26 protein-coding genes are annotated in these 22,672 nt (G+C 31.3%); 16 read left to right on the top strand and 10 right to left on the bottom strand.

Annotation, left to right across the window (positions count from 1 at the left end):
* Nucleotides 1-88: 88 nt before the first annotated feature.
* The 3 genes from recG (at nucleotide 89) to DG508_RS11705 (ending at nucleotide 3,346) form a co-directional block, all read left to right on the top strand.
* The gene (recG, locus tag DG508_RS11715; protein WP_108868317.1) at nucleotides 89-2,191 is read left to right on the top strand and encodes an ATP-dependent DNA helicase RecG; all 2,103 of its coding nucleotides are present in this window, start codon (nucleotides 89-91) and stop codon (nucleotides 2,189-2,191) included.
* A 12-nt stretch (nucleotides 2,192-2,203) separates the two neighbouring features.
* Nucleotides 2,204-2,737, top strand: a complete 534-nt coding sequence (locus DG508_RS11710) for a hypothetical protein (RefSeq protein ID WP_108868316.1) — start codon at nucleotides 2,204-2,206, stop codon at nucleotides 2,735-2,737.
* Between the two features lie 75 nt (nucleotides 2,738-2,812).
* Complete coding sequence (locus DG508_RS11705) at nucleotides 2,813-3,346, top strand: alpha/beta hydrolase (RefSeq protein ID WP_108868315.1); 534 nt, start codon at nucleotides 2,813-2,815, stop codon at nucleotides 3,344-3,346.
* A gap of 11 nt (nucleotides 3,347-3,357) precedes the next feature.
* On the opposite strand, the gene DG508_RS11700 is transcribed toward DG508_RS11705, so the two are convergent.
* Together DG508_RS11700 and DG508_RS11695 are read right to left on the bottom strand one after the other, a co-directional pair.
* Nucleotides 3,358-3,750 carry a hypothetical protein gene (locus DG508_RS11700; RefSeq protein ID WP_108868314.1) on the bottom strand — a complete coding sequence of 131 codons (393 nt, stop codon included), beginning with the start codon at nucleotides 3,748-3,750 and terminating at the stop codon, nucleotides 3,358-3,360.
* A 3-nt stretch (nucleotides 3,751-3,753) separates the two neighbouring features.
* Nucleotides 3,754-4,305 carry a TetR/AcrR family transcriptional regulator gene (locus tag DG508_RS11695; protein ID WP_103864645.1) on the bottom strand — a complete coding sequence of 184 codons (552 nt, stop codon included), beginning with the start codon at nucleotides 4,303-4,305 and terminating at the stop codon, nucleotides 3,754-3,756.
* A 95-nt stretch (nucleotides 4,306-4,400) separates the two neighbouring features.
* On the opposite strand from DG508_RS11695, the gene DG508_RS11690 reads away from it, so the two are divergent.
* From DG508_RS11690 to DG508_RS11680, 3 genes are all read left to right on the top strand, one after another.
* Nucleotides 4,401-5,057 (top strand): TetR/AcrR family transcriptional regulator, encoded by a 657-nt coding sequence (locus tag DG508_RS11690; RefSeq protein ID WP_234418223.1) that lies wholly within the window; start codon nucleotides 4,401-4,403, stop codon nucleotides 5,055-5,057.
* 56 nt (nucleotides 5,058-5,113) lie between these two features.
* Nucleotides 5,114-5,596: an acyl-CoA thioesterase gene (locus DG508_RS11685; RefSeq protein WP_108868312.1), complete on the top strand. Its 483-nt coding sequence runs from the start codon at nucleotides 5,114-5,116 to the stop codon at nucleotides 5,594-5,596.
* Between the two features lie 234 nt (nucleotides 5,597-5,830).
* A complete protein-coding gene (locus DG508_RS11680; protein WP_108868311.1) occupies nucleotides 5,831-6,334 on the top strand; it encodes a SixA phosphatase family protein in 504 nt (167 codons plus the stop codon).
* Here DG508_RS11680 and DG508_RS11675 read toward each other — a convergent pair.
* On the bottom strand, nucleotides 6,331-7,068 hold the full coding sequence (locus DG508_RS11675; protein ID WP_108868310.1) for a DUF6503 family protein: 738 nt from the start codon (nucleotides 7,066-7,068) through the stop codon (nucleotides 6,331-6,333). The genes DG508_RS11680 and DG508_RS11675 overlap by 4 nt on opposite strands.
* A gap of 220 nt (nucleotides 7,069-7,288) precedes the next feature.
* Here DG508_RS11675 and DG508_RS11670 point away from each other — a divergent pair, with 220 nt between their 5' ends.
* Both DG508_RS11670 and smpB read left to right on the top strand, forming a co-directional pair.
* Nucleotides 7,289-7,654: a DUF3887 domain-containing protein gene (locus tag DG508_RS11670; RefSeq protein ID WP_108868309.1), complete on the top strand. Its 366-nt coding sequence runs from the start codon at nucleotides 7,289-7,291 to the stop codon at nucleotides 7,652-7,654.
* Between the two features lie 97 nt (nucleotides 7,655-7,751).
* The gene (smpB, locus tag DG508_RS11665; RefSeq protein WP_108868308.1) at nucleotides 7,752-8,210 is read left to right on the top strand and encodes an SsrA-binding protein SmpB; all 459 of its coding nucleotides are present in this window, start codon (nucleotides 7,752-7,754) and stop codon (nucleotides 8,208-8,210) included.
* Nucleotides 8,211-8,235: 25 nt separating this feature from the next.
* Here smpB and DG508_RS11660 read toward each other — a convergent pair whose 3' ends face one another.
* Both DG508_RS11660 and DG508_RS11655 read right to left on the bottom strand, forming a co-directional pair.
* The gene (locus DG508_RS11660; protein WP_159090800.1) at nucleotides 8,236-8,826 is read right to left on the bottom strand and encodes a hypothetical protein; all 591 of its coding nucleotides are present in this window, start codon (nucleotides 8,824-8,826) and stop codon (nucleotides 8,236-8,238) included.
* Nucleotides 8,827-8,831: 5 nt separating this feature from the next.
* Entirely contained in the window at nucleotides 8,832-9,473 is a 642-nt protein-coding gene (locus DG508_RS11655) for a protein-L-isoaspartate(D-aspartate) O-methyltransferase (RefSeq protein ID WP_108868306.1), read from the bottom strand.
* A 150-nt stretch (nucleotides 9,474-9,623) separates the two neighbouring features.
* Here DG508_RS11655 and DG508_RS11650 point away from each other — a divergent pair, with 150 nt between their 5' ends.
* The 8 genes from DG508_RS11650 (at nucleotide 9,624) to miaA (ending at nucleotide 17,613) form a co-directional block, all read left to right on the top strand.
* Complete coding sequence (locus DG508_RS11650) at nucleotides 9,624-10,589, top strand: Gfo/Idh/MocA family protein (protein ID WP_103864636.1); 966 nt, start codon at nucleotides 9,624-9,626, stop codon at nucleotides 10,587-10,589.
* Between the two features lie 46 nt (nucleotides 10,590-10,635).
* Nucleotides 10,636-11,523 carry a 3-hydroxybutyryl-CoA dehydrogenase gene (locus DG508_RS11645; protein WP_108868305.1) on the top strand — a complete coding sequence of 296 codons (888 nt, stop codon included), beginning with the start codon at nucleotides 10,636-10,638 and terminating at the stop codon, nucleotides 11,521-11,523.
* 23 nt (nucleotides 11,524-11,546) lie between these two features.
* Nucleotides 11,547-12,170: a M23 family metallopeptidase gene (locus DG508_RS11640; protein ID WP_108868304.1), complete on the top strand. Its 624-nt coding sequence runs from the start codon at nucleotides 11,547-11,549 to the stop codon at nucleotides 12,168-12,170.
* 252 nt (nucleotides 12,171-12,422) lie between these two features.
* Nucleotides 12,423-13,661 carry a DUF1015 domain-containing protein gene (locus DG508_RS11635; protein ID WP_108868303.1) on the top strand — a complete coding sequence of 413 codons (1,239 nt, stop codon included), beginning with the start codon at nucleotides 12,423-12,425 and terminating at the stop codon, nucleotides 13,659-13,661.
* An 85-nt stretch (nucleotides 13,662-13,746) separates the two neighbouring features.
* Nucleotides 13,747-14,409 carry a YggS family pyridoxal phosphate-dependent enzyme gene (locus tag DG508_RS11630; RefSeq protein WP_108868302.1) on the top strand — a complete coding sequence of 221 codons (663 nt, stop codon included), beginning with the start codon at nucleotides 13,747-13,749 and terminating at the stop codon, nucleotides 14,407-14,409.
* A gap of 57 nt (nucleotides 14,410-14,466) precedes the next feature.
* Complete coding sequence (locus tag DG508_RS11625; protein ID WP_108868301.1) at nucleotides 14,467-15,837, top strand: exonuclease domain-containing protein; 1,371 nt, start codon at nucleotides 14,467-14,469, stop codon at nucleotides 15,835-15,837.
* A 38-nt stretch (nucleotides 15,838-15,875) separates the two neighbouring features.
* The gene (locus tag DG508_RS11620) at nucleotides 15,876-16,715 is read left to right on the top strand and encodes an ion transporter (RefSeq protein WP_108868300.1); all 840 of its coding nucleotides are present in this window, start codon (nucleotides 15,876-15,878) and stop codon (nucleotides 16,713-16,715) included.
* Nucleotides 16,708-17,613, top strand: a complete 906-nt coding sequence (gene miaA, locus DG508_RS11615; protein ID WP_108868299.1) for a tRNA (adenosine(37)-N6)-dimethylallyltransferase MiaA — start codon at nucleotides 16,708-16,710, stop codon at nucleotides 17,611-17,613. The genes DG508_RS11620 and miaA overlap by 8 nt, the downstream gene beginning before the upstream one ends.
* A 46-nt stretch (nucleotides 17,614-17,659) precedes the next feature.
* Here the strand turns inward: miaA and DG508_RS11610 are convergent, their stop codons facing one another.
* Genes DG508_RS11610 through DG508_RS11590 form a run of 5 tightly spaced genes read right to left on the bottom strand, consistent with a single transcriptional unit; the run spans nucleotide 17,660 to nucleotide 22,587 of the window.
* Nucleotides 17,660-18,373 (bottom strand): response regulator transcription factor, encoded by a 714-nt coding sequence (locus DG508_RS11610; RefSeq protein WP_108868298.1) that lies wholly within the window; start codon nucleotides 18,371-18,373, stop codon nucleotides 17,660-17,662.
* 3 nt (nucleotides 18,374-18,376) lie between these two features.
* On the bottom strand, nucleotides 18,377-19,942 hold the full coding sequence (locus tag DG508_RS11605; RefSeq protein WP_108868297.1) for a sensor histidine kinase: 1,566 nt from the start codon (nucleotides 19,940-19,942) through the stop codon (nucleotides 18,377-18,379).
* Between the two features lie 51 nt (nucleotides 19,943-19,993).
* Nucleotides 19,994-20,608 carry a dephospho-CoA kinase gene (gene coaE, locus DG508_RS11600; protein ID WP_108868296.1) on the bottom strand — a complete coding sequence of 205 codons (615 nt, stop codon included), beginning with the start codon at nucleotides 20,606-20,608 and terminating at the stop codon, nucleotides 19,994-19,996.
* Between the two features lie 9 nt (nucleotides 20,609-20,617).
* A complete protein-coding gene (locus DG508_RS11595) occupies nucleotides 20,618-21,577 on the bottom strand; it encodes a CdaR family protein (protein ID WP_108868295.1) in 960 nt (319 codons plus the stop codon).
* A 5-nt stretch (nucleotides 21,578-21,582) separates the two neighbouring features.
* Complete coding sequence (locus DG508_RS11590; protein ID WP_108868294.1) at nucleotides 21,583-22,587, bottom strand: glycosyltransferase family 2 protein; 1,005 nt, start codon at nucleotides 22,585-22,587, stop codon at nucleotides 21,583-21,585.
* Nucleotides 22,588-22,672 lie beyond the last annotated feature (85 nt).

Genomic DNA, 22,672 nt, shown 5'->3' with positions numbered 1-22,672 from the left:
AAATGCTTTGCCAAAATAACGAAATTAGTCTGGTTATGTGACAACATTTTGGTTGAACTATTTTCTAATAAATGCTATCTTCGTCCTAATGAATCCTTCTATTTTACAAACTCCGATTGATTATCTAAAAGGTGTTGGCCCATCGCGAGCAACCTTGCTTAGGTCAGAGTTGGGTATTCACACCTATCAGGATCTTATCAACCTTTTTCCTAATCGATACTTGGATAAAACTCAGTATTACAAAATCAATCAATTACAACGTAATTCTGCCGAAGTACAGATTATTGGTAAAATAATCAACCTTAAAACTGTTGAACAAAAAAGAGGAAAAAGACTTGTTGCCAAATTTATGGATGAGACTGGAACGATAGAGTTGGTATGGTTTAGAGGGCATAAATGGATTCGTGAAAATCTAAAGCTGAATACTTCTTATGTTATCTTTGGGAAAACCAAATATTATAATGGTTTTAATATGCCTCATCCTGATATGGAACTACTTGCTGAGCATGAAAAAAACCTAAGGACAGCAATGCAACCTATTTATCCTTCTACAGAGAAGCTCTCTAACAAGGGAATTACCAATAGGGTAATGAGCAAAATGATGCAACAGCTGTTTATAGAAACAAAAGTAAGATTCTATGATACCTTGTCTCAAGAAATTATCAATGATTTAAAACTTATTTCTAAAAGTGAAGCTGTTTTTAATGTTCATTTTCCGAAAAGCCAAGAACTTCTTTCTAAAGCACAATATCGTCTTAAATTTGAAGAACTCTTTTATATTCAATTACAACTTATTACCAAAAAACTAATTCGTAAACACAAAATCAAAGGTTTCCCTTTTACAGAGGTTGGTGCATATTTTAATGATTTTTATAAAAACCATCTTCCTTTTGAACTTACGAATGCCCAAAAAAGAGTAATCAAAGAAATCCGTAATGATATTGGCAGTAGTGCGCAAATGAATCGGCTTTTACAGGGAGATGTGGGCTCTGGTAAAACCATTGTAGGTTTAATGACTATGCTACTCGCTATTGATAATGGTTTTCAAGCATGTTTAATGGCTCCTACCGCTATATTAGCCAATCAGCATTATATGGGAATCAAAGAACTTACTAAAGATTTAGATATTAACATAAAATTACTCATGGGAAGTTCTAAGGTCAAAGAGCGACGAGAAATACATGAGGAATTAGAAAATGGCACATTACATATTTTGATTGGTACTCATGCTGTGCTGGAAGACAAAGTACAATTCAAAAACCTTGGCTTGGCAATTATAGATGAACAACATAGGTTTGGTGTGGCACAACGCGCAAAACTATGGCATAAAAACACCTATCCACCTCATATTCTGGTAATGACAGCAACTCCAATTCCTAGAACTTTAGCGATGAGCTTGTATGGAGACCTGGATATTTCTGTCATTGATGAACTCCCTCCTGGTCGTAAGGCTATAAAAACGGTACATCGATATGATAGTAATCGTTTAAAAGTATTTAAATTCATTACCGAGGAAATTCAAAAAGGAAGACAGGTCTATGTAGTATATCCATTGATTCAGGAATCTGAAGCAATGGATTACAAGGATCTTATGGACGGATATGAGAGTATTGCCCGTTCTTTTCCTGCTCCAGAATATCAAATTTCTATCGTACATGGTAAAATGAAACCTGCCGATAAAGAGTATGAAATGGATCGTTTTGTAAAAGGAGAAACGCAAATTATGGTAGCAACAACTGTAATAGAAGTTGGTGTCAATGTACCTAATGCCAGCGTAATGATTATAGAAAGTGCAGAACGATTTGGATTATCTCAACTACATCAGCTACGAGGACGTGTAGGTCGTGGTGCAGAGCAAAGTTTTTGCATTCTTATGACAAGTTTTAAACTATCGGCTGATAGTAAAACAAGATTAGAAACAATGGTACGCACTAATGATGGTTTTGATATTGCAGAGGTAGATTTAAAACTACGGGGACCAGGAGATATAATGGGAACTCAACAAAGTGGTGTTCTCAACCTAAAAATAGCAGATATTGTAAGGGATAATGATATATTAAAAACTGCTCGATATTATGCGATGAAAATCCTCAAAGAAGACCCTTCTCTATCACTAGAAAAGAATAAAGTATTATTATATACTTACCAGCAACTTGCTAAACATAAAAATATCTGGAATTATATTTCCTAATCGCCTCGTTATATGAAATTACCTTATCAACAAATTCCTGAATATCCTAAACATTACACTTCTGGCGCGATCATATCCAGATTAATTGATGGTCTTGGTTATCGTTATTATTGGGCTACAGAAAACCTTACAAAAACTGATTTAGAATATAAACCTTCATTAGAAGGATATAGTACGTACCAAACGATTGAACATATTTACTGGCTTTCGATAATGATTATCAATACAATGCATAACTTGCCTTGTATAAGACTTACTCCTGCTGATTTATCAACAATGACGTTTGAAACATTAAGAAAAAAGACACTTCTTAATTTCAAAAAAGCAAGTGAACAATCTGCTGATAAAACAAACGAAAATATTGGTAATTTAAATGTAACTTTTAGAAAAGAAGATAATGATACAAAATTTCCTTTTTGGCATATCATTAATGGTCCAATATCTGATGCTTTGTACCATACAGGTCAGATTGTATCATTTAGAAGAACTACTGGTAATCCTATACATCCAAAAGTGAGTGTCTTTATGGGAAAAACCAAAATATAAAACATAACAGTTTTTAGTTTTTTAAGCAAAACACAGACTCATTCATCATAAAAACAACATCATTTATTATAGAGTATGAAACCTAAACTTATCCTTTTATCAGACCTCTGGGGGTATAAAAAATCAGATTGGACAAACTATTACATCAGTAATCTTGAAAACCATTTTGAAATACAATATTATGATTGCTGTAAACTTGGTGAGCTAGATACTTCTATATACCTAGAAGAGAATCTTCATCAACAATTCGTAAATGGAGGAATTAACCTGGCGGTTCAAAATTTACTGAAACTTGAAAAAGGAAAAACAAGCATTCTTGGGTTTAGTGTTGGGGGTACCATAGGCTGGAAATTTGCATTAAAAAATAAAAACACCTCTTCATTATATGCTATCTCTTCTACAAGACTGCGCTATGAAACCAATAAACCTAAAGCAAAAACAATTCTCTATTATGGAGAGGATGATATAAATACTCCAAAAGAAGAGTGGTATAAGACTATGAATATTGATGTTTTTATTGAGGACTCAGAAAAACATCAAATGTACACCAAACCTGAGTTTGCAAAAAAACTATGTAACTCAATTATAAAAAATAAAAACACCAAATAGGAGCCTCCAAATCAATTATTGGATTTGGATTTTTTAATCCCTACAAGCCCCAATATTCCTATTGGTAAGAGCAAAACCCATTGTAATGCAAATACAGATTGATAAAAGCTTGAAAAGATAAATGCAAATGAGAAAGCGATATACAGATAACTTATAAAAGAAACTGTTTCTAAATTATTGTTGCTTTTTGTATCAAATCCATATTTAAAATACATCCAAGAAGAAGCAAATAAGATAATAGTAACCATATGCCAAACACCTAATAGTTCGGCCTGTATTTGAAGACTTAAGTTACTCAGAAATAACGGATTTATGAGATCCATTTGACCCGCTATTAAATGTAACAGAGCAGTAAACAAATTTAGTATTCCTGTAATAATCCAATATATATTTTTAGTTTTCATCAGTTAATATTTTATAAATTGATTGAGTTCTATTTTTACATTACTTACATAATTTTTGCTTTGTTCTTTATAGCGTATCATTTCATGATAACCTATTAAATATTTATAAAATAATGTAGATTTTATAGTTGCTTCATTTATAGAAAATCCCATTTCTATAAGTATACCTTTAGTATAATCAATCCTTTGCTTATCTATTTCATCTATCAATAATTGGATTTCCTTGTTTTTTATGGCATATCGTTTAAGAAAAAAAATAAAATCTAAATAAGGTTCTTTCTTAAATACCAACTCTATCAGCTTTTCAAATTTTTCTTTACCAGATTGTTTTTTTTCTATAGATGATACTATTTTATTAGTATCTATGGTTACCCAAAAAGATATTATTTCATTCATAAAATCTTTTTTTGTTTTAAAGTGCCAATAAAAACTTGATTTATTAACCTTTAGTTGTAGAGCCATTTTTTCGACCACTATCCCCCGAATTCCTTGTTCAGAAAATTGCTTATACCCTAAGGTTATCCAATCTTCTTTTTTAGCTATTATTTTTGGCACAATTAGACGCTTACGTTTAATTAAACAAATCTACGCAATCAATTTTAATAAACGACACCGTTTATTAAAATTTCACATAAAACATTCTATTCAAAATGAAAAAATATACCAATTGGTATATTTTTTATATATTTACATTTATTATTAGAAATAACATGCTTACAAAAGCCGAACAGACTAAGGAATTTATAACTCAAACCGTTGCTCCTATATTTAATAGAAATGGGTATGCTGCAACTAGTTTGAGTGATATTACCAAAGCTACTGGGCTTACCAAGGGTGCAATTTATGGTAATTTTAAAAATAAAGAAGAACTGGCTATTGCTGCTTTCAAAATGACCGAAGGAAATATGATAGATCGTATTGCAGAGCATCAATCATTAAGTAAATCACCTATTGAGAAATTATTTTTAATTACCGATTTTTATAGAAACTATTACAATTATACTCAAGAAACAGGTGGGTGTCCAGTACTCAATATGGGAGTAGATGCAAAATATCAGATTCCTACTCTTTTTGCACATGTAAAATCAGCTATCACTAAAATTCAAAACAATGTAGCCAAACTTATTGATAAGGGGAAAAAACATAACGAGATAAAAGAAGAAATAGATTCTATACTATATGCAAAACGACTATATAGCATGATAACAGGTGCTATTTTTATGACTCATACTATGGAGGATAACAGCTATTTATTGGAAACCATGGATCAGATAGATACCATGATTCATAAAAAGCTAAAAAGATAATTATCATTTTTTTTAACCTAAAATATACCAATCGGTATAAAATAAATAAAGAAATCATGACACTAACAAAAACACCAGAAAGCAAAGCACTAATAAGGTTTCAAGATTGTGATCCTTTTAATCATCTCAATAATGCATCATATATCAACTATATGATTAATGCACGTGAGGATCAAATAAAAGAGTGCTATAACCTCGATATTTTTGATCTCGCAAAAAGCAAAGGAGTAAGTTGGGTTGTTGGTACTAATCAAATAGCTTACATAAGACCAGCACTCCTTATGGAAAAAGTTACTATTGATTCACAGCTTATACAGTTTACAGAAAATCAATTACAAGTAGAAATAAGAATGTGGAACCAAGATAAAACAGAAATCAAAGCTATACTATGGAGCACCTTTGTGCATTTTAATCTTGCAAAACAAAAAAAATGGAAACATGACCAACAACTCATAGAATTATTTCAAAACGTGGTAGTTCCTATATCAGCAACAAGTTTTGAAGAAAGAATTTCACAATTCAAACCACAAAAAGTGTAACAATATTATTTTTTAATAGTCTTATTATAAATACAACTATTAAACCTTAACTATCATGAAATTTTCTCGAAATTTAGGTTCCTCTAATAAAAAGAGGAGCACCTATATTTATATAGGATTTTTTATTATAGCAATCTTATCAATGGTATTAGTTGTTTGGCAAACAGGAATGTTAGAATAACCAAGCAGTTATAAAAAATATTTTTTATAACTGCTTTCGTATTTAAAAATACTATGAGAATATTAATAGCTCTATTTATTGTTTCTTTTTCATGGGTAGGTTCTGCTCAAAACTCTCAGCAACCAACCACCACTTATTTTTTTATTAGACATGCAGAAAAAGATTTAAGTAATCCAAAAGATCATAACCCAAAACTTACTGAATCAGGTAAAATACGATCAAAAAATTGGGCAAAAATACTTGAGGATACTCCTATAGATTACGTATACACCACTGATTATATTAGAACAAAAAAAACTGCAGCACCTATCGCAAAAAGCAAAGGATTAGAAATGAAAATTTACAATCCTAAAAAACTAAACGATATCGATTTTCAGCAAAATACTATTGGAAAAACAACAGTTGTAGTAGGTCATAGTAATACGACTCCTACTTTTGTAAATAAAATAATTGGCAAAAATAAATACAACTCAATCGATGAGACGATCTATGGTAAATTATTTATTGTAAAGATCACAGGAGAAGTAATTACTGACACTGTACTTATCATAAATTAATTGGGATATACGTAGATATCTTTTAATTCTATTTTTGAAAGTAATTTCAACCTCCCTTTTTCAAATAATTCATCCAAATTACTCAAAGGAGTACTCAAATCATCTGCCTTATAATTATTATAATCTACAAAGCGTATTCCGTTTACTACTCTTGAATTATAAGCTTCTCTAAAACGTATACCTCCCCCATTAACAGCGTATTTATAAGCTAGATAATCTACTGTAAAATCCTCCTTACGAATCCAATACATAAACTCATCTTCATAATCAGTACCTCCCCCCTCTTGGTTAAATGTTACTTGTATCTTAAAATATGAAATCTCATTGATTGTAGCTTCTCCTATTAATTTTTTATTGACTGCAGTAGCATTAAGTCCATAGGGTAAATTAGCAAAATAATGCACAGAATTTACACCATCGCTTATTCTTGTTACCAAAGAATCTGGAACTTTTACAGGGCAATTCTCTATAGCACGTTTTAATCCAGAATTACCTACTGCATCATGTATTACACCATTAGGAGTATCTACAAACCTCTCTAGCTTATACATCCCTTTCTTTCTATCACTTCTATAAGTTTTATTTCTAAAAGAAAAATATACAACTGCATTATCATATGTTGTTCCACCAGAAATTTTAATTGCATTATCAACTATTTCTGTAGCAGAAGATTGAGCAATCGTTATATTCAAAAAAGAAAAGGTCACCAATAGTATCCCAAAATAGCGTCTCATATAAATTAATTTAAAAAAAACTAATTTAACCTTTACCCTATCAATAAGTGTAAGGATTATGTTAAACTAAAGAACTTCTATAACAAAATCATTACCTACTTCTTAATAACAAACTAACCATCAAACTATTACCAAAATAAACTTAAGCTTTCATTTCAATCAATTATTATTTTTTTATAAATTTAAGAATGAAAAAATAATATTAAAAACTACCCAAAATATGATCACCATACGATATGTCGTTCTAATCTTACTATGCTCAATTACTCATACAACTGTATCTCAAGATGAAATTACTTACAAAAGCGTAACAAAGAAATTTCAACAAAATTATAATGCCCAAGATGTAGATGCTATTTATGATATGTATACTACAGAACTACAAGAAGCAACTACAAAAAAAGGAGTTTCTCTATTTATAAATGGTTGTTATAAAGAATTTGGTAACCTAAAGAGTATAACATTTATAGAAATAGCTGAAAACATATACAGTTACTCAGCTGAATTTGATAAAACTGTATTGATAATGGATTTACAACTTAGTACAGATAGTAAGATATCTACCATTCAATTTCAAGAACCTTAGAAAAGTATTTGTATATTCATTTTTTGTACTTGGCTTTCTTTCAGGAAAGCTTTGTACTTTTGTATTTATTTATTAAAAGTACCCCGAATATCCAGACATGAAACAGAATAAGATCAATATACTCAATCGTAAGGCCAAATTTGAATATGAATTCATCGATAAATATACTGCTGGAATCAAACTTGTTGGTACAGAAATAAAAGCAATACGAGAAGGTAAAGCAGGTATTGCAGAGAGTTTTTGTGAATTTAATAATAATGAACTATTTGTAATCAACATGAATATTGAAGAATATTCTCATGCTACCTATTTTAATCACAATCCAAAAAGTGAACGAAAACTATTATTAAATAAAAAAGAATTAAAAAAACTTGAAAAAGAAGTAAAAAATTCAGGATTAACCATCATTCCTACCCGACTCTTTGTAAATGATCGTGGATTGGCAAAACTTAATATCGCTCTTGCTAGAGGTAAAAAGATGTATGATAAACGTGAAACTATAAAAGATAGAGATAACAAAAGAAACCTTGATCGTATTAAAAAGGATTTCAGATAACAAAGAAGTAATTAATCGTTACTAATTATCTCCCTTTCATTTTATCATATTCTAGTTGTTCCTTTTCTTGTAATAAAATATCATCAGGATCTTCATTTAATTCTTTGACTGCTTCAATATAATTCGGGTAATCTTTGTATTTCAATTCTATAAATATAGAGTTTGATTGAGTTAGCAATGCGAGACCTATTCCCCCAAACACAATTAATCTCAAAAAAAGTCTCCTATAAACCGTTCTTTTATTTACTAAACGATTTCTCAAAACAAATCCCAAAGCTATCACAACCATAATGAAACCAACCAAAAGATTCTCATGAGCAAAAGGCCACCTCAACACTTTAAAAAGTACCCCCATTATAAGAATAGAAATACTAATACTACTAATGATAGAGAGCATAATATCTTGTACCTTTATATCTCTAAACAAAGATGTTCCTTTAGTAAGTAATGCTCGTAAACTAATATCATTAAACAGAAAGACTCCATATCCTATATAAAACCCAGACAACATCAAACCAGCAAGCAGTAGTATTACAGCTCCAAAAGGATAATTCGATATAAACAAAACAATTCCTAAGAAAATAAAAAAGCCAAGTATAACTTCTGCTTTTTTCACTGAACTCAATTTTTATCCTCTAACAGAGGAACAAATCGAAACTCTCCAAATTCATGTTTTTCAAATGCTGTTTCGCTTTTACGAACAAAAAGGGTCATTATCTGCACTTTTTCTCCCACAGGAATCACCAAACGCCCATTGATTTGCAATTGACTTAATAATGGTTTGGGAACATAAGGAGCACCCGCAGTTACAATAATAGCTTTATATGGTGCATGTTCTACTAATCCTTTATATCCATCTCCAAATGATAAATACTTAGGTCGATATCCTAATTTTGACAATAACAATTTTGTTTTTTTAAAGAGCTCTTTTTGTCGTTCAATACTATATACTTTGACTCCAAGTTCACATAAAACTGCCGTTTGATATCCAGATCCCGTACCAATTTCTAATACTTGATCTCCTCTTTCTACTTTTAATAATTCACTTTGAAAAGCTACAGTATATGGTTGAGAAATCGTTTGATCTGCACCAATCGGAAACGCTTTATCTTGATATGCATGATCTTCGAATCCAGAATCAATAAATAAATGCCTAGGAATCTTGGCTATAGCAGATAATACGGCTTTGCTCTTGATCCCTTTTTTGATCAGTACATCTACCAATTGTTTTCTTTTTCCAGCATGTCTAAGGGTATCTTTCACTATTATAAGGGTTATTTAGCCGGATAAAATTACATAAACATTTTAAAGATTTATAAACTATTTTTATGTTCTGACTAAAATTTTGCATTTTAGATATAATTAGGATTCAAAATTTATAAATAATACTATTTTTGTGTAAAATCTTGAATTATGCTCAAAGCTGGAGTACTCGGTGCGGGACACCTTGGTAAAATCCATTTACGTCTTCTACAACAATCAGACAATTATGAACTAATAGGTTTCTACGATGCTAGTGAGGCCCAAGCTAAAGCTATCTCTGATGAATTCGGATATCAATTGTTTAATTCTGCTCAGGAATTAATAGATGCTGTTGATGTAGTAGATATAGTCACCCCAACTTTTGCTCATTTTGAAGTAGCAAAACAAGCGATCAAAGCGGGTAAACACGTTTTTATAGAAAAACCAATTACAAATACTGTAGACGAAGCTAAACAACTTATTGATCTCGCCAATACTTATAATGTAAAGGGACAAGTTGGTCATGTAGAACGGTTTAATCCTGCCTATACAGCTGTAGCCGATAAAATTGATAACCCAATGTTTATCGAATCACACAGACTAGCAGAATTTAACCCCAGAGGAACTGATGTTCCTGTCGTTTTAGATCTTATGATTCACGATATTGATGCAATACTAAATGTTGTACATTCTGAAGTCAAACATATTAGTGCTAGTGGTGTATCTGTAATTAGTGAAACGCCAGATATAGCAAATGCTCGTATCGAATTTGAAAATGGATGTGTCGCGAATCTTACAGCAAGTAGAATCTCACTAAAGAATATGAGAAAATCCAGATTTTTCCAACGTGATGCGTATATCTCTGTAGATTTCTTTGAAAAAAAATGCGAAGTTGTAAAAATGAAAGATGCTCCAGAAAAACCTGATGATTTTGCTATGATATTACAAAATGCAGAAGGAATAAAAAAACAAATTTATTTTGACAACCCCGATATTGCATCTAATAATGCAATACTGGATGAGCTGGATACCTTTGCACAAGCCATTAAGAACAATACAACACCCATTGTTTCTCTAGAACAAGGTAAAAAAGCATTAGAGGTAGCTTTAAAAATCATTGATTGTTTTTCTCATTAACAATAAAAACAAAATACACTTACTTTAACAAAAAAACAATACACATATGAAAAACATTGCAGTAATCGGAGCGGGAACTATGGGAAACGGAATTGCACATACTTTTGCTCAAAAAGGGTTTAAAGTACAACTCATAGATATCTCACAACAATCACTTGATAAAGGATTAGCCACTATCACTAAGAATTTGGATAGAATGATTGCCAAAGAAAAAATATCTGAAGCAGATAAAGAAGCTACTTTGGATAATATTGCTACCTATACTAATATCAAAGAAGGAGTAGAATATGCTGAGTTGGTTGTAGAAGCTGCTACAGAAAATGTAAACCTAAAATTAAAAATCTTTGAAGAATTAAGTGAAGTTTGTTCAGAACATACCATTTTAGCTACAAATACCTCGTCTATATCGATTACACAAATAGCTGCTGTAACAAATCGTCCTGATATGGTTATAGGAATGCATTTTATGAATCCTGTGCCAATTATGAAATTGGTAGAGATAATCAGAGGATATAATACTTCTGATGAAGTAACCAATACTATTATGGAAATCTCTAAAACACTAGGTAAGGTTCCTGTAGAAGTAAATGATTACCCAGGCTTTGTAGCAAACCGTATCCTTATGCCTATGATCAATGAATCTATAGAAACATTGTATAATGGTGTTGCTGGAGTAGCAGAAATTGATACAGTGATGAAATTAGGAATGGCACATCCAATGGGACCTCTACAACTAGCTGATTTTATTGGTTTAGACGTATGTTTATCTATACTTAACGTAATGTATGAAGGATTTAAAAACCCTAAATATGCTCCTTGCCCTCTATTAGTTAATATGGTAATGGCCGGTAAACTTGGTGTAAAAAGTGGAGAAGGGTTTTATGACTATTCTGAAAGTAGGAAAGCAGAAAACGTTTCAAAACAATTCGTTTAAAAAATCAATTGTATCCATTTACAATGACTAGGCTTATACTAGTATCCATATTTGTAATTATACTATCTTGTAAAGAGAAGCAAAAAGTTTCAACTATTCAACATAGTAAGGCTACCGTTGTTACTCATACAAACACCTCACAGGATCGATACCAAAAATATACTACTGTTTTTAAGAATAATCCTGATTTTATAGCTACCAGTTTTGATTTTCCTGTAGGAAAACCTAATGCAAAAGGCTATTACAACGCACAAAAGTTTAAAGAGAACAATCATTTAGGTGATGATTGGAATGGCGTTGGAGGTGGTAACACCGATATGGGAGATCCTATTTATACAATAGCTAATGGATATGTCTCTTTTGCAAAAGATATCCAAGGAGGTTGGGGTAAAGTAATCAGAGTTATACATAAATTCAAAGGAAAATATTATGAATCTGTATATGCACACTGTAATTCAATATTCGTAAAAGAAGGAGATTTAATAAAAAAAGGAATTCAGATAGGAACCATTGGTAATGCTAATGGCATATACAAAGCCCACTTACACCTAGAAATTAGAGATAGTATTTTTATGGATATTGGTGGCGGGTATGCAATAGAAACTGGTGGGTATCTAGACCCTACTGATTTTATAAAGAAAAATTGAGACAGAAACTCTCATCTAAAAAAACGTACTTCAAAAGCACCAAAACATGTAGTTTTGGTGCTTTTTTTCAAATACCTATTATAATTTTGAATTTACTGCGTAAGAAAAAGGGAGTTTTATTACTCTAAATTCAAAATCTAAGAAGAAAATTTGTAGATTTTTTTATATTCTGTAATCAGAATACATAATTCATCAAGTAGATACATATGAATTTTCTATTTTTGAAGTCCACAAAAACAATACGATATTATAATGGCAAAAATTCATCCGTTCAAAGCTATACGACCAACAAGAGACAAAGTAGGCTTGATTGCCTCTCGATCTTATCAAAGTTACACACCTTTTGAACGAGATTCTCGAATGGATTATAATCCCTACTCTTTTTTACATATTGTAAATCCTGGTTATAAATACCAAAAAGAAATATCTGGCGAAGAACGCTATAAACTAGTTCGAAATAGATATTTGGAATTCAAAGAAGATCAGATTTTTATACAAGATGATGTACCCTCATATTATATTTATAAAATAGTAAACCGGGAAGAAGAGTCTTTTTGTGGTATTATAGCAGCTGCCAGTGCAGAAGATTATGAAAATGATATTATCAAAAAACATGAAGATACTATTCAGTATCGAGAAAACACATTTAAAGAGTATTTAAAAACAGTAGGGTTTAATGCCGAACCAGTACTGCTTACGTATCCTGATAATGATACTATTACCACAATCATTTCTAAAACTATAGAAGAAAGAGCAGAATATGAATTTACCACTACCAATAGAGATACACATTACCTCTGGCAAATAGATGATATCCAATCTATAAATAGTATTCAAGAGGTTTTTTCTTCTATTAAAACAATTTATATTGCCGATGGCCATCACCGTTCTGCCTCGTCTTATTTATTATCTAAAGACCTAAAAGAAAATAACCCTAAACATCAAGGTAATGAATCTTATAATTTCTTTATGAGCTACCTTATACCTGAATCAGATTTAAAAATTTATGAATTTAACAGGCTAATAAAAGATCTCAATGGATTAACTAAAGAGGAATTTCTTATCCTATTAGATGAATGGTTTCGTATAGAAAATAGAGGTTTAGAGGTTTATAAGCCTTCAAAACCTCATCATTTTAGCATGTACTTGGATGGTGAATTTTATTCACTGTACCTAAGAAAAACAGCATATCAATTTGCAGATGCATTAGAAGAATTAGATGCTCAAATTTTGTACAAAACAGTACTTAAACCTATTCTGAATATAGAAGATCTAAGAACAGATACTCGTATAGAGTATTCTCATGGCAAAAATGATATTGTTTATGTAAAAAGCATGGTAGACAAAGGAGAGTATAAAGTAGGTTTTGGACTCTTTCCTGCATCTGTAGATCAAATCAAAAAAATTGCTGACCAAGGACTTACAATGCCACCAAAAAGCACCTACATAGAACCTAAATTAAGAAGCGGCATTACCATATATGAGTTTTAAAAACAATGAATACAAAGAACATTCTATAATGCAATGATAAAATCTATTGTAACAAACTAACGGAATTTAAATATCTTTGTTGACTATGAATGATATTGAAAAGAATCTACTAGCTATAAAAAAATCGATTCCCCAAGAAATTACTTTAGTTGCTGTATCCAAAACCAAACCTATTAATGACCTTATAAATGCATATAATGCAGGGCAACGTGTCTTTGGAGAAAACAAAATACAGGAAATGACAGAAAAATGGGAAGCGCTACCAAAAGATATTAGCTGGCATATGATTGGGCATGTACAAACCAATAAGGTTAAATACATGGCTCCCTTTGTAGATTTAATACATGCTGTAGATAGTTACAAATTATTAAAAGAGATCAATAAACAGGCAAAAAAGCATAATAGAGTTATTAATTGCTTACTACAAGTCAAAATTGCCGAAGAAGAAAGTAAATTTGGCTTAACTCAAAACGATGCTATTACATTATTAAACTCTGAAGAGGTTAAATCGTTAACTAATATTCATATCCAAGGCCTCATGGGCATGGCTACTTTTACTAGTGACCAGCAACAAATTAAAAATGAGTTTGAAAAGATATCAACTTTTTATAAAGAACTACAACCCAAACACCCTTATTTACAAACACTATCTATAGGCATGAGTGGTGATTACAAAACTGCAATTGATTCAGGTAGTACCATGGTGAGAATAGGAAGCTCTATCTTTGGAGCCAGAAATTACAACTAGTAAAATAAATTATATCTTACACAACCAAAAAAATAGTAGCTATACTGATACCACACTATGTACGCAATTTTAGATATCGAAACAACTGGAGGAAAGTATAATGAAGAAGGAATTACTGAAATTGCTGTTTATAAATTTGATGGGCATACCGTAGTTGATCAATTTATAAGTTTGGTTAACCCTGAGCGCCCCATACAACCCTTTGTAGTCAATCTTACAGGAATAAATAATAACATGCTACGTAATGCTCCAAAGTTTTATGAAGTAGCTAAGAGAATCGTAGAAATCACCACCGATTGCGTGATTGTTGCTCATAATGCCAGTTTTGACTACCGAATATTAAGAACAGAGTTTTCTAGATTAGGGTTTGAATTCTCAAGACAATCTCTATGTACTGTAGAACTCTCTAAAAAATTAATTCCTGATCAAGAATCATACAGTCTTGGTAAGCTAACTCGTGGGTTAGGTATTCCTATTTCTGACAGACATCGAGCCAATGGTGATGCTCTTGCAACAGTAAAACTATTCAAGCTCCTTTTGGCAAAGGATCTAGAAAAAAAGATTATTACAGAAACAGTTCGCACGGAAACCAAGCGACAAGTAGATAGCAAACTTTTGGGACTGATTGAAATGGCTCCTAGTGTTACTGGAGTATATTATATGCATAGAGAAGATGGAAAGATTATCTATATTGGTAAAAGCAAAAACATCAAAAAAAGACTTAATCAGCATTTTACCAATGATAATAGAAAGTCAAAAAAAATTCAGGAAGAAGTTGTCAATGTAACTTACGAAACTACGGGCAGTGAACTTTTAGCCTTATTGAAGGAAAATGAAGAAATAAAACGTACTAAACCTAAATACAACAGAGCATTACGAAAAACAAAATTTGATCAGGCATTATATCAATTTACAGACGAAAATGGGTATATAAATTTTAAAGTCGCAAAAGCTGATAGTCGTAAAAAAAGTATTACCACTTTTTCCAACAGGCAACAAGCTAAATCTTTTATGCATCGATGGACAGAAGAATACAATCTATGTCAAAAATTGATGGGACTAGATAACGGAAAAAGTAATTGTTTTAATTATACCATAAAACAATGCCAGGGAGCCTGTATTCTTGATGAAACTAGTGAAGAGTATAATATTCGTGCTCAAAAACTCATTTTTAATCACTCTTTTCATAGTCAAGATATGATTATAGTAGATCAAGGTAGAGATATCGATGAACAAAGTATCATATTGATCGAGGAAGGGAAGTTTAAAGGTATTGGGTATTTCAACCTCAATCATCAAATTAACAACATTGATATCTTACGAACTATTATTACCCCTATGACACATAATAGAGATGCTCAACATATCATCCAGAGTTATGTAAGAACACATAAAAAACTGAAGATTATTCCTATTCCTAAAGTTTAATATCTAAGTTTTATTATTTTTAATAAAAATCAAAAAAATTGGAGAACAATTCACCCGATATTACCTGGAAAAATCAGTTGCATAGCATTATCTATGAAGCTGATACTCGTATAGGAAAATTATTTGATGTTATTTTACTTATTTTGATCGTATTGAGCATCATTTTTGTAATGCTAGAGAGCGTCAAAGGGTTACCTCTAGAAACGTATAGATTATTAAATTATGCTGAATGGGTAATCACCGTATTTTTTACTTTAGAATATGTAGCACGTATTATTTCTATAAAAAAACCATCTTCATATGTTTTTAGTTTCTATGGTATAATTGATCTTTTGTCTACACTGCCTTTATATCTTTCTTTTTTTATAACTGGTACCAGTGCACTTCTTGCAGTAAGAGCATTACGACTCCTTCGTGTTTTTAGAATTTTAAAAATATCTCGCTACATCAGTGAGTCTAATAGACTTGCCAAAGCAATCAAAGATAGTAGAGCCAAGATACTCGTATTCTTATTCGCTGTGTTGGTTCTATGTATTATCATGGGTACTCTGATGTATATTGTAGAAGGAGAAGAAAGTGGTTTTAAAAGCATTCCTATTAGTGTCTATTGGTGTATTGTTACGTTAACAACCGTTGGTTATGGAGACATCGCACCTATTACTCCATTGGGGCAATTTATTGCTGCCATTATTATGGTTATGGGATATGGTATTATCGCAGTACCAACTGGTATTGTAAGTGCAGAATATACGCAACATCAAATCAACAAAGTACACCTAAACACTCAATCATGTAGCAACTGTAATGAGGATGAGCACTCAGACAGTGCTAAGTTTTGTCACAAATGCGGAGAACACTTATTTAACGATCATGAATAAAAACCTGATTGTAATCACAGGACCAACTGGTATAGGAAAAACAAATTTGAGTATTCGTCTTGCTCAACATTTTGATTGTGAAATTGTTTCAGCAGATAGCAGACAGTTTTATAGGGAAATGTATATTGGTACCGCTGCTCCATCTCCAGAAGAATTAGCACAAGCGCAACATCATTTTATTCAACATATAAGTATTCATGATGAATATAGTGTTGGAGATTTTGAAAAAGATGCTTTAAATAAAATCGATGAGCTATTCAAAATCAAAGATTATGCTATTCTTATTGGTGGTTCTGGTTTATACATAGATGCTCTAACCAAAGGGTTAGATCATTTTCCTGAAATCGATATAGAGGTTCGTAAAAAAATTCAAGAAAAATATGATAGTTTGGGGATAGAAGTATTACAACAAGAACTCAAACTTTTGGATCCTGTATATTATGATAAGGTTGATTTACAAAATACGCATAGAGTAATGAGAGCTCTAGAGGTGTGTATTGGTAGCGGGCAGCCGTATTCTTCTTTTCTTTCTAAACCAAAAAAGAAAAGACCTTTTAATATCATAAAAATAGGAATCACTGCAACGAGAGAGATCATTTATGACAGAATAAACCAAAGGGTTGATATAATGGTAGAAAACGGATTATTGGATGAGGTAACAGAACTTTACCCATATAAGCATTTAAATGCGCTAAACACTGTTGGCTACAAAGAAATTTTCAAGTACTTAGATAAGGAGTGGGATGTAAATTTCGCTATTTCAGAAATCAAAAAAAACACCAGACGTTTTGCCAAAAGACAACTCACTTGGTTTAAAAAAGATACCGAAACCAAATGGTTTGATTACATAGATCCTATTGAAAAAATTAGTACGTATATAGAAAGAAGTTCACTATAACTAAACCATAGCGAACTTCTTTGTATCAGTTTTACCGTTACTATTTCTAAGAATCTAGATTTCTTACAACAAGCCTAAATCCTTCTCCATGTATATTAAGAATCTCTACATTTTCATCCTTCTTAAGATACTTTCTAAGCTTAGCAATATATACATCCATACTACGAGAGGTAAAATAGTTATCATCTCTCCATATTTTTGTTAACGCCAATTCCCTAGGCATCAAATCATTAAGGTGCAATGCTAATAAACGTAGTAGTTCATTCTCTTTTGGAGAAAGCTTAATAGGGTCTTCTTCTTTAAACGTTAAAAAACGAAGTTTTGAATTAAGGTGAAACCCACCAATTCTAAATTCAAATTGCTTACTATCTGCCACAGACTCTGTACTTTTGCGTTGCATAATAGCCTGTATCTTCATCAATAGTACCTCACTATCAAAAGGTTTATTAAGGTAATCATCTGCTCCTACCTTATATCCTTTTAACACATCTTCTTTCATTGCTTTTGCTGTCAAAAAGATGATAGGTATTTCTTCATTTTTTTCTCTTATCTCTTTTGCCAATGTAAATCCATCTTTATAAGGCATCATTACATCCAATATACACATATCATAATCATCTTTTTTGAATTTTTCGAAGCCTTCCATACCATTTTTAGCATGTACAACATCATAATCATTCATAACAAGATAATCTTTCAACACTGTTCCAAAGTTTGGATCGTCTTCTACAAGCAGAATCTTTTTGTTTTCTGTTTCCATATTTTAAGATATTAACGGTAATTTAATTATAAATGTGGAGCCTTTTCCCCTTTCGCTCTCCACCCAAATTTGACCATGATGGTCATCAATAATTCTTTTTACATAAGTTAGCCCCAACCCATGTCCTTTTACATTATGCAAGTCGCCTGTATGCTCTCTAAAAAACTTTTCAAAAATCTTTTTTTGTGCAACTTTACTCATACCAATTCCTTGATCTCTAATTTTGAGGACTATACTATTTTTCACATTTTCTGTATATACATCAATTTTAGGTTCTTCTTCAGAATATTTTATTGCGTTATCTAAGATATTTACAATTACATTGGTCAAATGACTATCATTGGCCAATATTGTGGTCTTGAGTGCTCCAAAATGCATTTTGATATAACCTTCTCTATTCTCTACAATCAAAGACACATGTGTCACCGCGTCTTCAATAATATCATGCAATTCTTGCTTTTCTTTTTTAATGTTAAGTTCATTTTTTTCTAGTTGAGATATTCTCAATACATTTTCAACTTGCGCATGCATCCTTTTATTTTCTTCTCTTATCATTCTCATATATCGATGTATCTTCTCTGAATCACCTGCAATCTTAGGGTTTTTTATAGCATCCAAAGCCAAATTAATGGTAGCAATAGGTGTTTTGAGTTCATGCGTCATATTATTAATAAAATCCGTTTTAATTTGAGATATCTGTCGCTGTTGCATTAATTGTGACAAAGCACTGGAATATGCTACCACTATAATTAGTGTGAACAATATTGATAATATGGCCATTCCTTTTATAGAGGAAAGGACATACTGTTTTTTTCCAGTAAAGTTAACATATAACTGATACTCACTTACACCTTTTTCATTTACAAAAAGGGGTATCGCATATGTCGTTGGATAATCCAAACTAAAATCATCAGAACGTACTTTGGTTGCAAGTGCATTACTATATATTGCATATTCAAAGTCTACTTTTATATCTCTCTCTTCCAGTTCTTTTTTCAACAGATACTCTACTTCACGTTCCTGCACCCTTCTGTGAATTGGTATAAAACTGGCTATCTCTCCTATAACTACTTCATAATCTACCCGCTCTAGATCTGTTAAACCTTGTATTCTTTCTAACTTAGACTTTGAATTCTGCTTCACCAAATCACTTTGATTACTTCTTTCTGCAGAATCAGTATTACGATTTAAAATATTCTTCAATCGTACTGTATCTATATCTAAATTAATAAAAGATGAAAATAATTTATGATCTTCTTCTAAAATATCATTTGCCCTCGCAAATGACTTTGTCGTGTTATCAACACTAATATTCAATAATTGACGTATCGTTTTATTATCAGGTTCATCAATGCTATCCAAAATTTCTCGTAAGGGAAAAAACATTTCCTCAAACTCTCTATACTGAATCCTATTGGATACAGATGTTAGTATTTGTTTAGCATTAAAAGAAAACTGTTCTTCATTGTTTTCTACCGTATTATTTATCCAGTATCCCTGAACAAAAATAATCCCGATTAACGACAAACTCATAAGGATTATCAGCAACACGAATAACCTTTTATTCATATATCAAAAGTAAGACTTTAACATTTAGCTACTTTACGGTTTAACCAAATGTTAACAAAATGAAAGATTCGGATTATAAGGCTCTTGAGAAGATATTTTTTTATGAATTTCACACACTTGATCCTTAGTCTTTTCCAAATACTCATTATTTATCACAAAATCCGCCATAGGTATTTTCTTTGTATCACTCCATTGATTATTCATTCTTGATTTTATATCATTTACTGAACTATCTTTATCTCTTTTTAGTACTCTTCGGATCCTTATTTCTTCTGGTGCAGAAACTAGAATGGTATAATCACATTGCTCATACCCTTTGTTTTCAAAAAGTATAGCTGCTTCTTTTATCACATAACTTCCATTTTGTTTGTTTTTCCAACTATCAAAATGATTTGCTACTGCAGGATGAACAATCTCATTTAATTGTTTCAATTTTTCTGCATCATTAAACACAATATTAGCTATATATGATCTATTTAATTCATTATCGATATAAGCTTCGTTTCCCAGTAAACTTGTTATCTTATCTTTTACACCACTATTTGTGTTCATTATTTTTTTTGCCTCATCATCAGCTATATACACTGCAACCCCCAGTTCTTTAAACATGTTTGCTACCGTTGTTTTACCACTACCTATACCCCCTGTTAATCCAACTATCATCATACCCTTCTTTTACTTTAAAACTACAAATTGAATTTGTTTTACCTGTAACCTTTCATCATGAATATACGCTGGCTTATTAACTAGCTCTAGGGTAAGATACAAACTCTCTTCAGATGCTTTTGCATAATCAGCAACAATCATAAAATCTCGAGGATTTACTTCATTATATTTATCTAAACCAACTCTATAAACCACTGAAATTTCTTTTGGAAAAATCTTAATTTCTAATCCCTCCGGTACATTATTCAAGGTTATTGGAATTTTCTGGCTGCCTTCTGTAAATTTACTAACCGATATAGATGCTTTTATTTGCGACGGAACAACTGTAATTGTTTCTGGTAACTCTTCTAGACTTACCTTTAATTCTGATGAATAGTCAACATTCAATCCTTCTAGTTTTAAATCTTCTGTTGGAATATATCTTATAGTATCTATAATTTGCGAAGGACCACTTATTTGTACAGAATCAGGAACAACCTCTAACCCTTTACCACTACCATACCCTACAGCATATTGGATATCTCGATCTACTTGTACAGGAATTTTTTTTGTAAGATTGTGATCTACTTTTAATCGTAAAGTATCTTTTTGTACCGATAAAATTCTTCCTCTAAAATCTAATTTTTTCTTTAAAAGAGAAGATTCTTTATCAACATAAAACAAATACTGATCCTCTTCTTGAACAATAGCTTTTTTGACATCAAATTCTAAAGTAGGCTTACTCCAATTATGATTCATCAATCTAAAACCATTTCCATTAAGTATCATTCTTAATTTTTGATCACTTCTCTCATTAAAGATTTTATCTTTAGGTATACTAGTATACTGTATCATCACTTCTACCTCTTGAGTATAGTTTTTAGAAAACTGTATAAACAACCACAATAGAGAAGTAAATATTAGAAAAAACAAAAAGGTTTTTACACTACTTCTTTTTAAAGAAAATTTATTATTTTTTCTAGCTGACATATGAATTACTTTGAAAAGAACAATTTTTTAAATTGTTTTTCGGGTGTTTTTTTCAATAAATGAATATAATAATAAGATTTCAAGAAACCTTTGCCATACCCATAAAATTGTATCATCACTGCCAAAATTGACTGCAAACCTATGGAGATATTTTTATATTCGACTGCAGCTCCAAGAAAAATAGCCCCTAGATACATAATCAGAAAAGCCATAAAATACCACCATCCAAAAAATAATGATATAAATGACAAAAGAGTATATCCAACAAATAATGTAGGGAACCAATAGGTCATCTTTGCTGTTTCTGGATGCCATTGATTCAAAATTGGTCTTACTAAACCAAATTTATTTACCTGAATATAAAATTTATGCCAAGAAATTCTTCTTTTATGAAACACTTTTGCATCAGGAATTAATGCAGTATCGTATCCAAGCTTCCATAGCCTTATGGTAAGATCAGGATCTTCTCCTGGGTGAATATCACCAAACCCTCCTGATGCTTGAAAAGCTTCTTTTGATAGTCCCATATTAAAACTACGAGGTTGAAATTTACCAACTGTCTTTTTTCTACCTCTAATCCCCCCAGTAGTCAAATAAGAAGTCATACTATAACTTATTGCTTTTTGAAGGTTTGAGAAGCTCTTATGAGCATCATCTGGCCCTCCATAACAATGTACAAAGGTTTTAGATAAAAAGCTTTCTGCTTTAGAGAGGTACTCTTTTGGCAATACAACATCACTATCCAAGATAATAAAATAATTCCCTTTTGCTTTTCGCATACCATAATTACGAGAATCACCAGGGCCCGTATTTGGTTTTTGATAATAACTTATGGATAGTTTATCCGTAAAAGTGCTTATTACATCTTCTGATGTTTCAGATGACCCATCTTCTATAATTACAATCTCATATGGTGTAGAATAATCCATAACCGCCATACTCTCTAATAATTCTTTGATTTCATTGGGTCTGTTGTAGACAGGTACAATAAAAGAGAAGCTTATTTCCATATCTCATAGGTAATCGGTATATATAAAAAATCCCATAATCTATAAAGAATGGGATTTTTTATGATATACTATTTATTTTTGTGAA

The organism is Aquimarina aquimarini, from assembly GCF_900299535.1.
GTDB classification, from domain to species: domain Bacteria; phylum Bacteroidota; class Bacteroidia; order Flavobacteriales; family Flavobacteriaceae; genus Aquimarina; species Aquimarina aquimarini.
The sequence above is the reverse complement of the archived record's forward strand: the minus strand, read 5'-3'. Positions and strand labels throughout refer to the sequence as shown.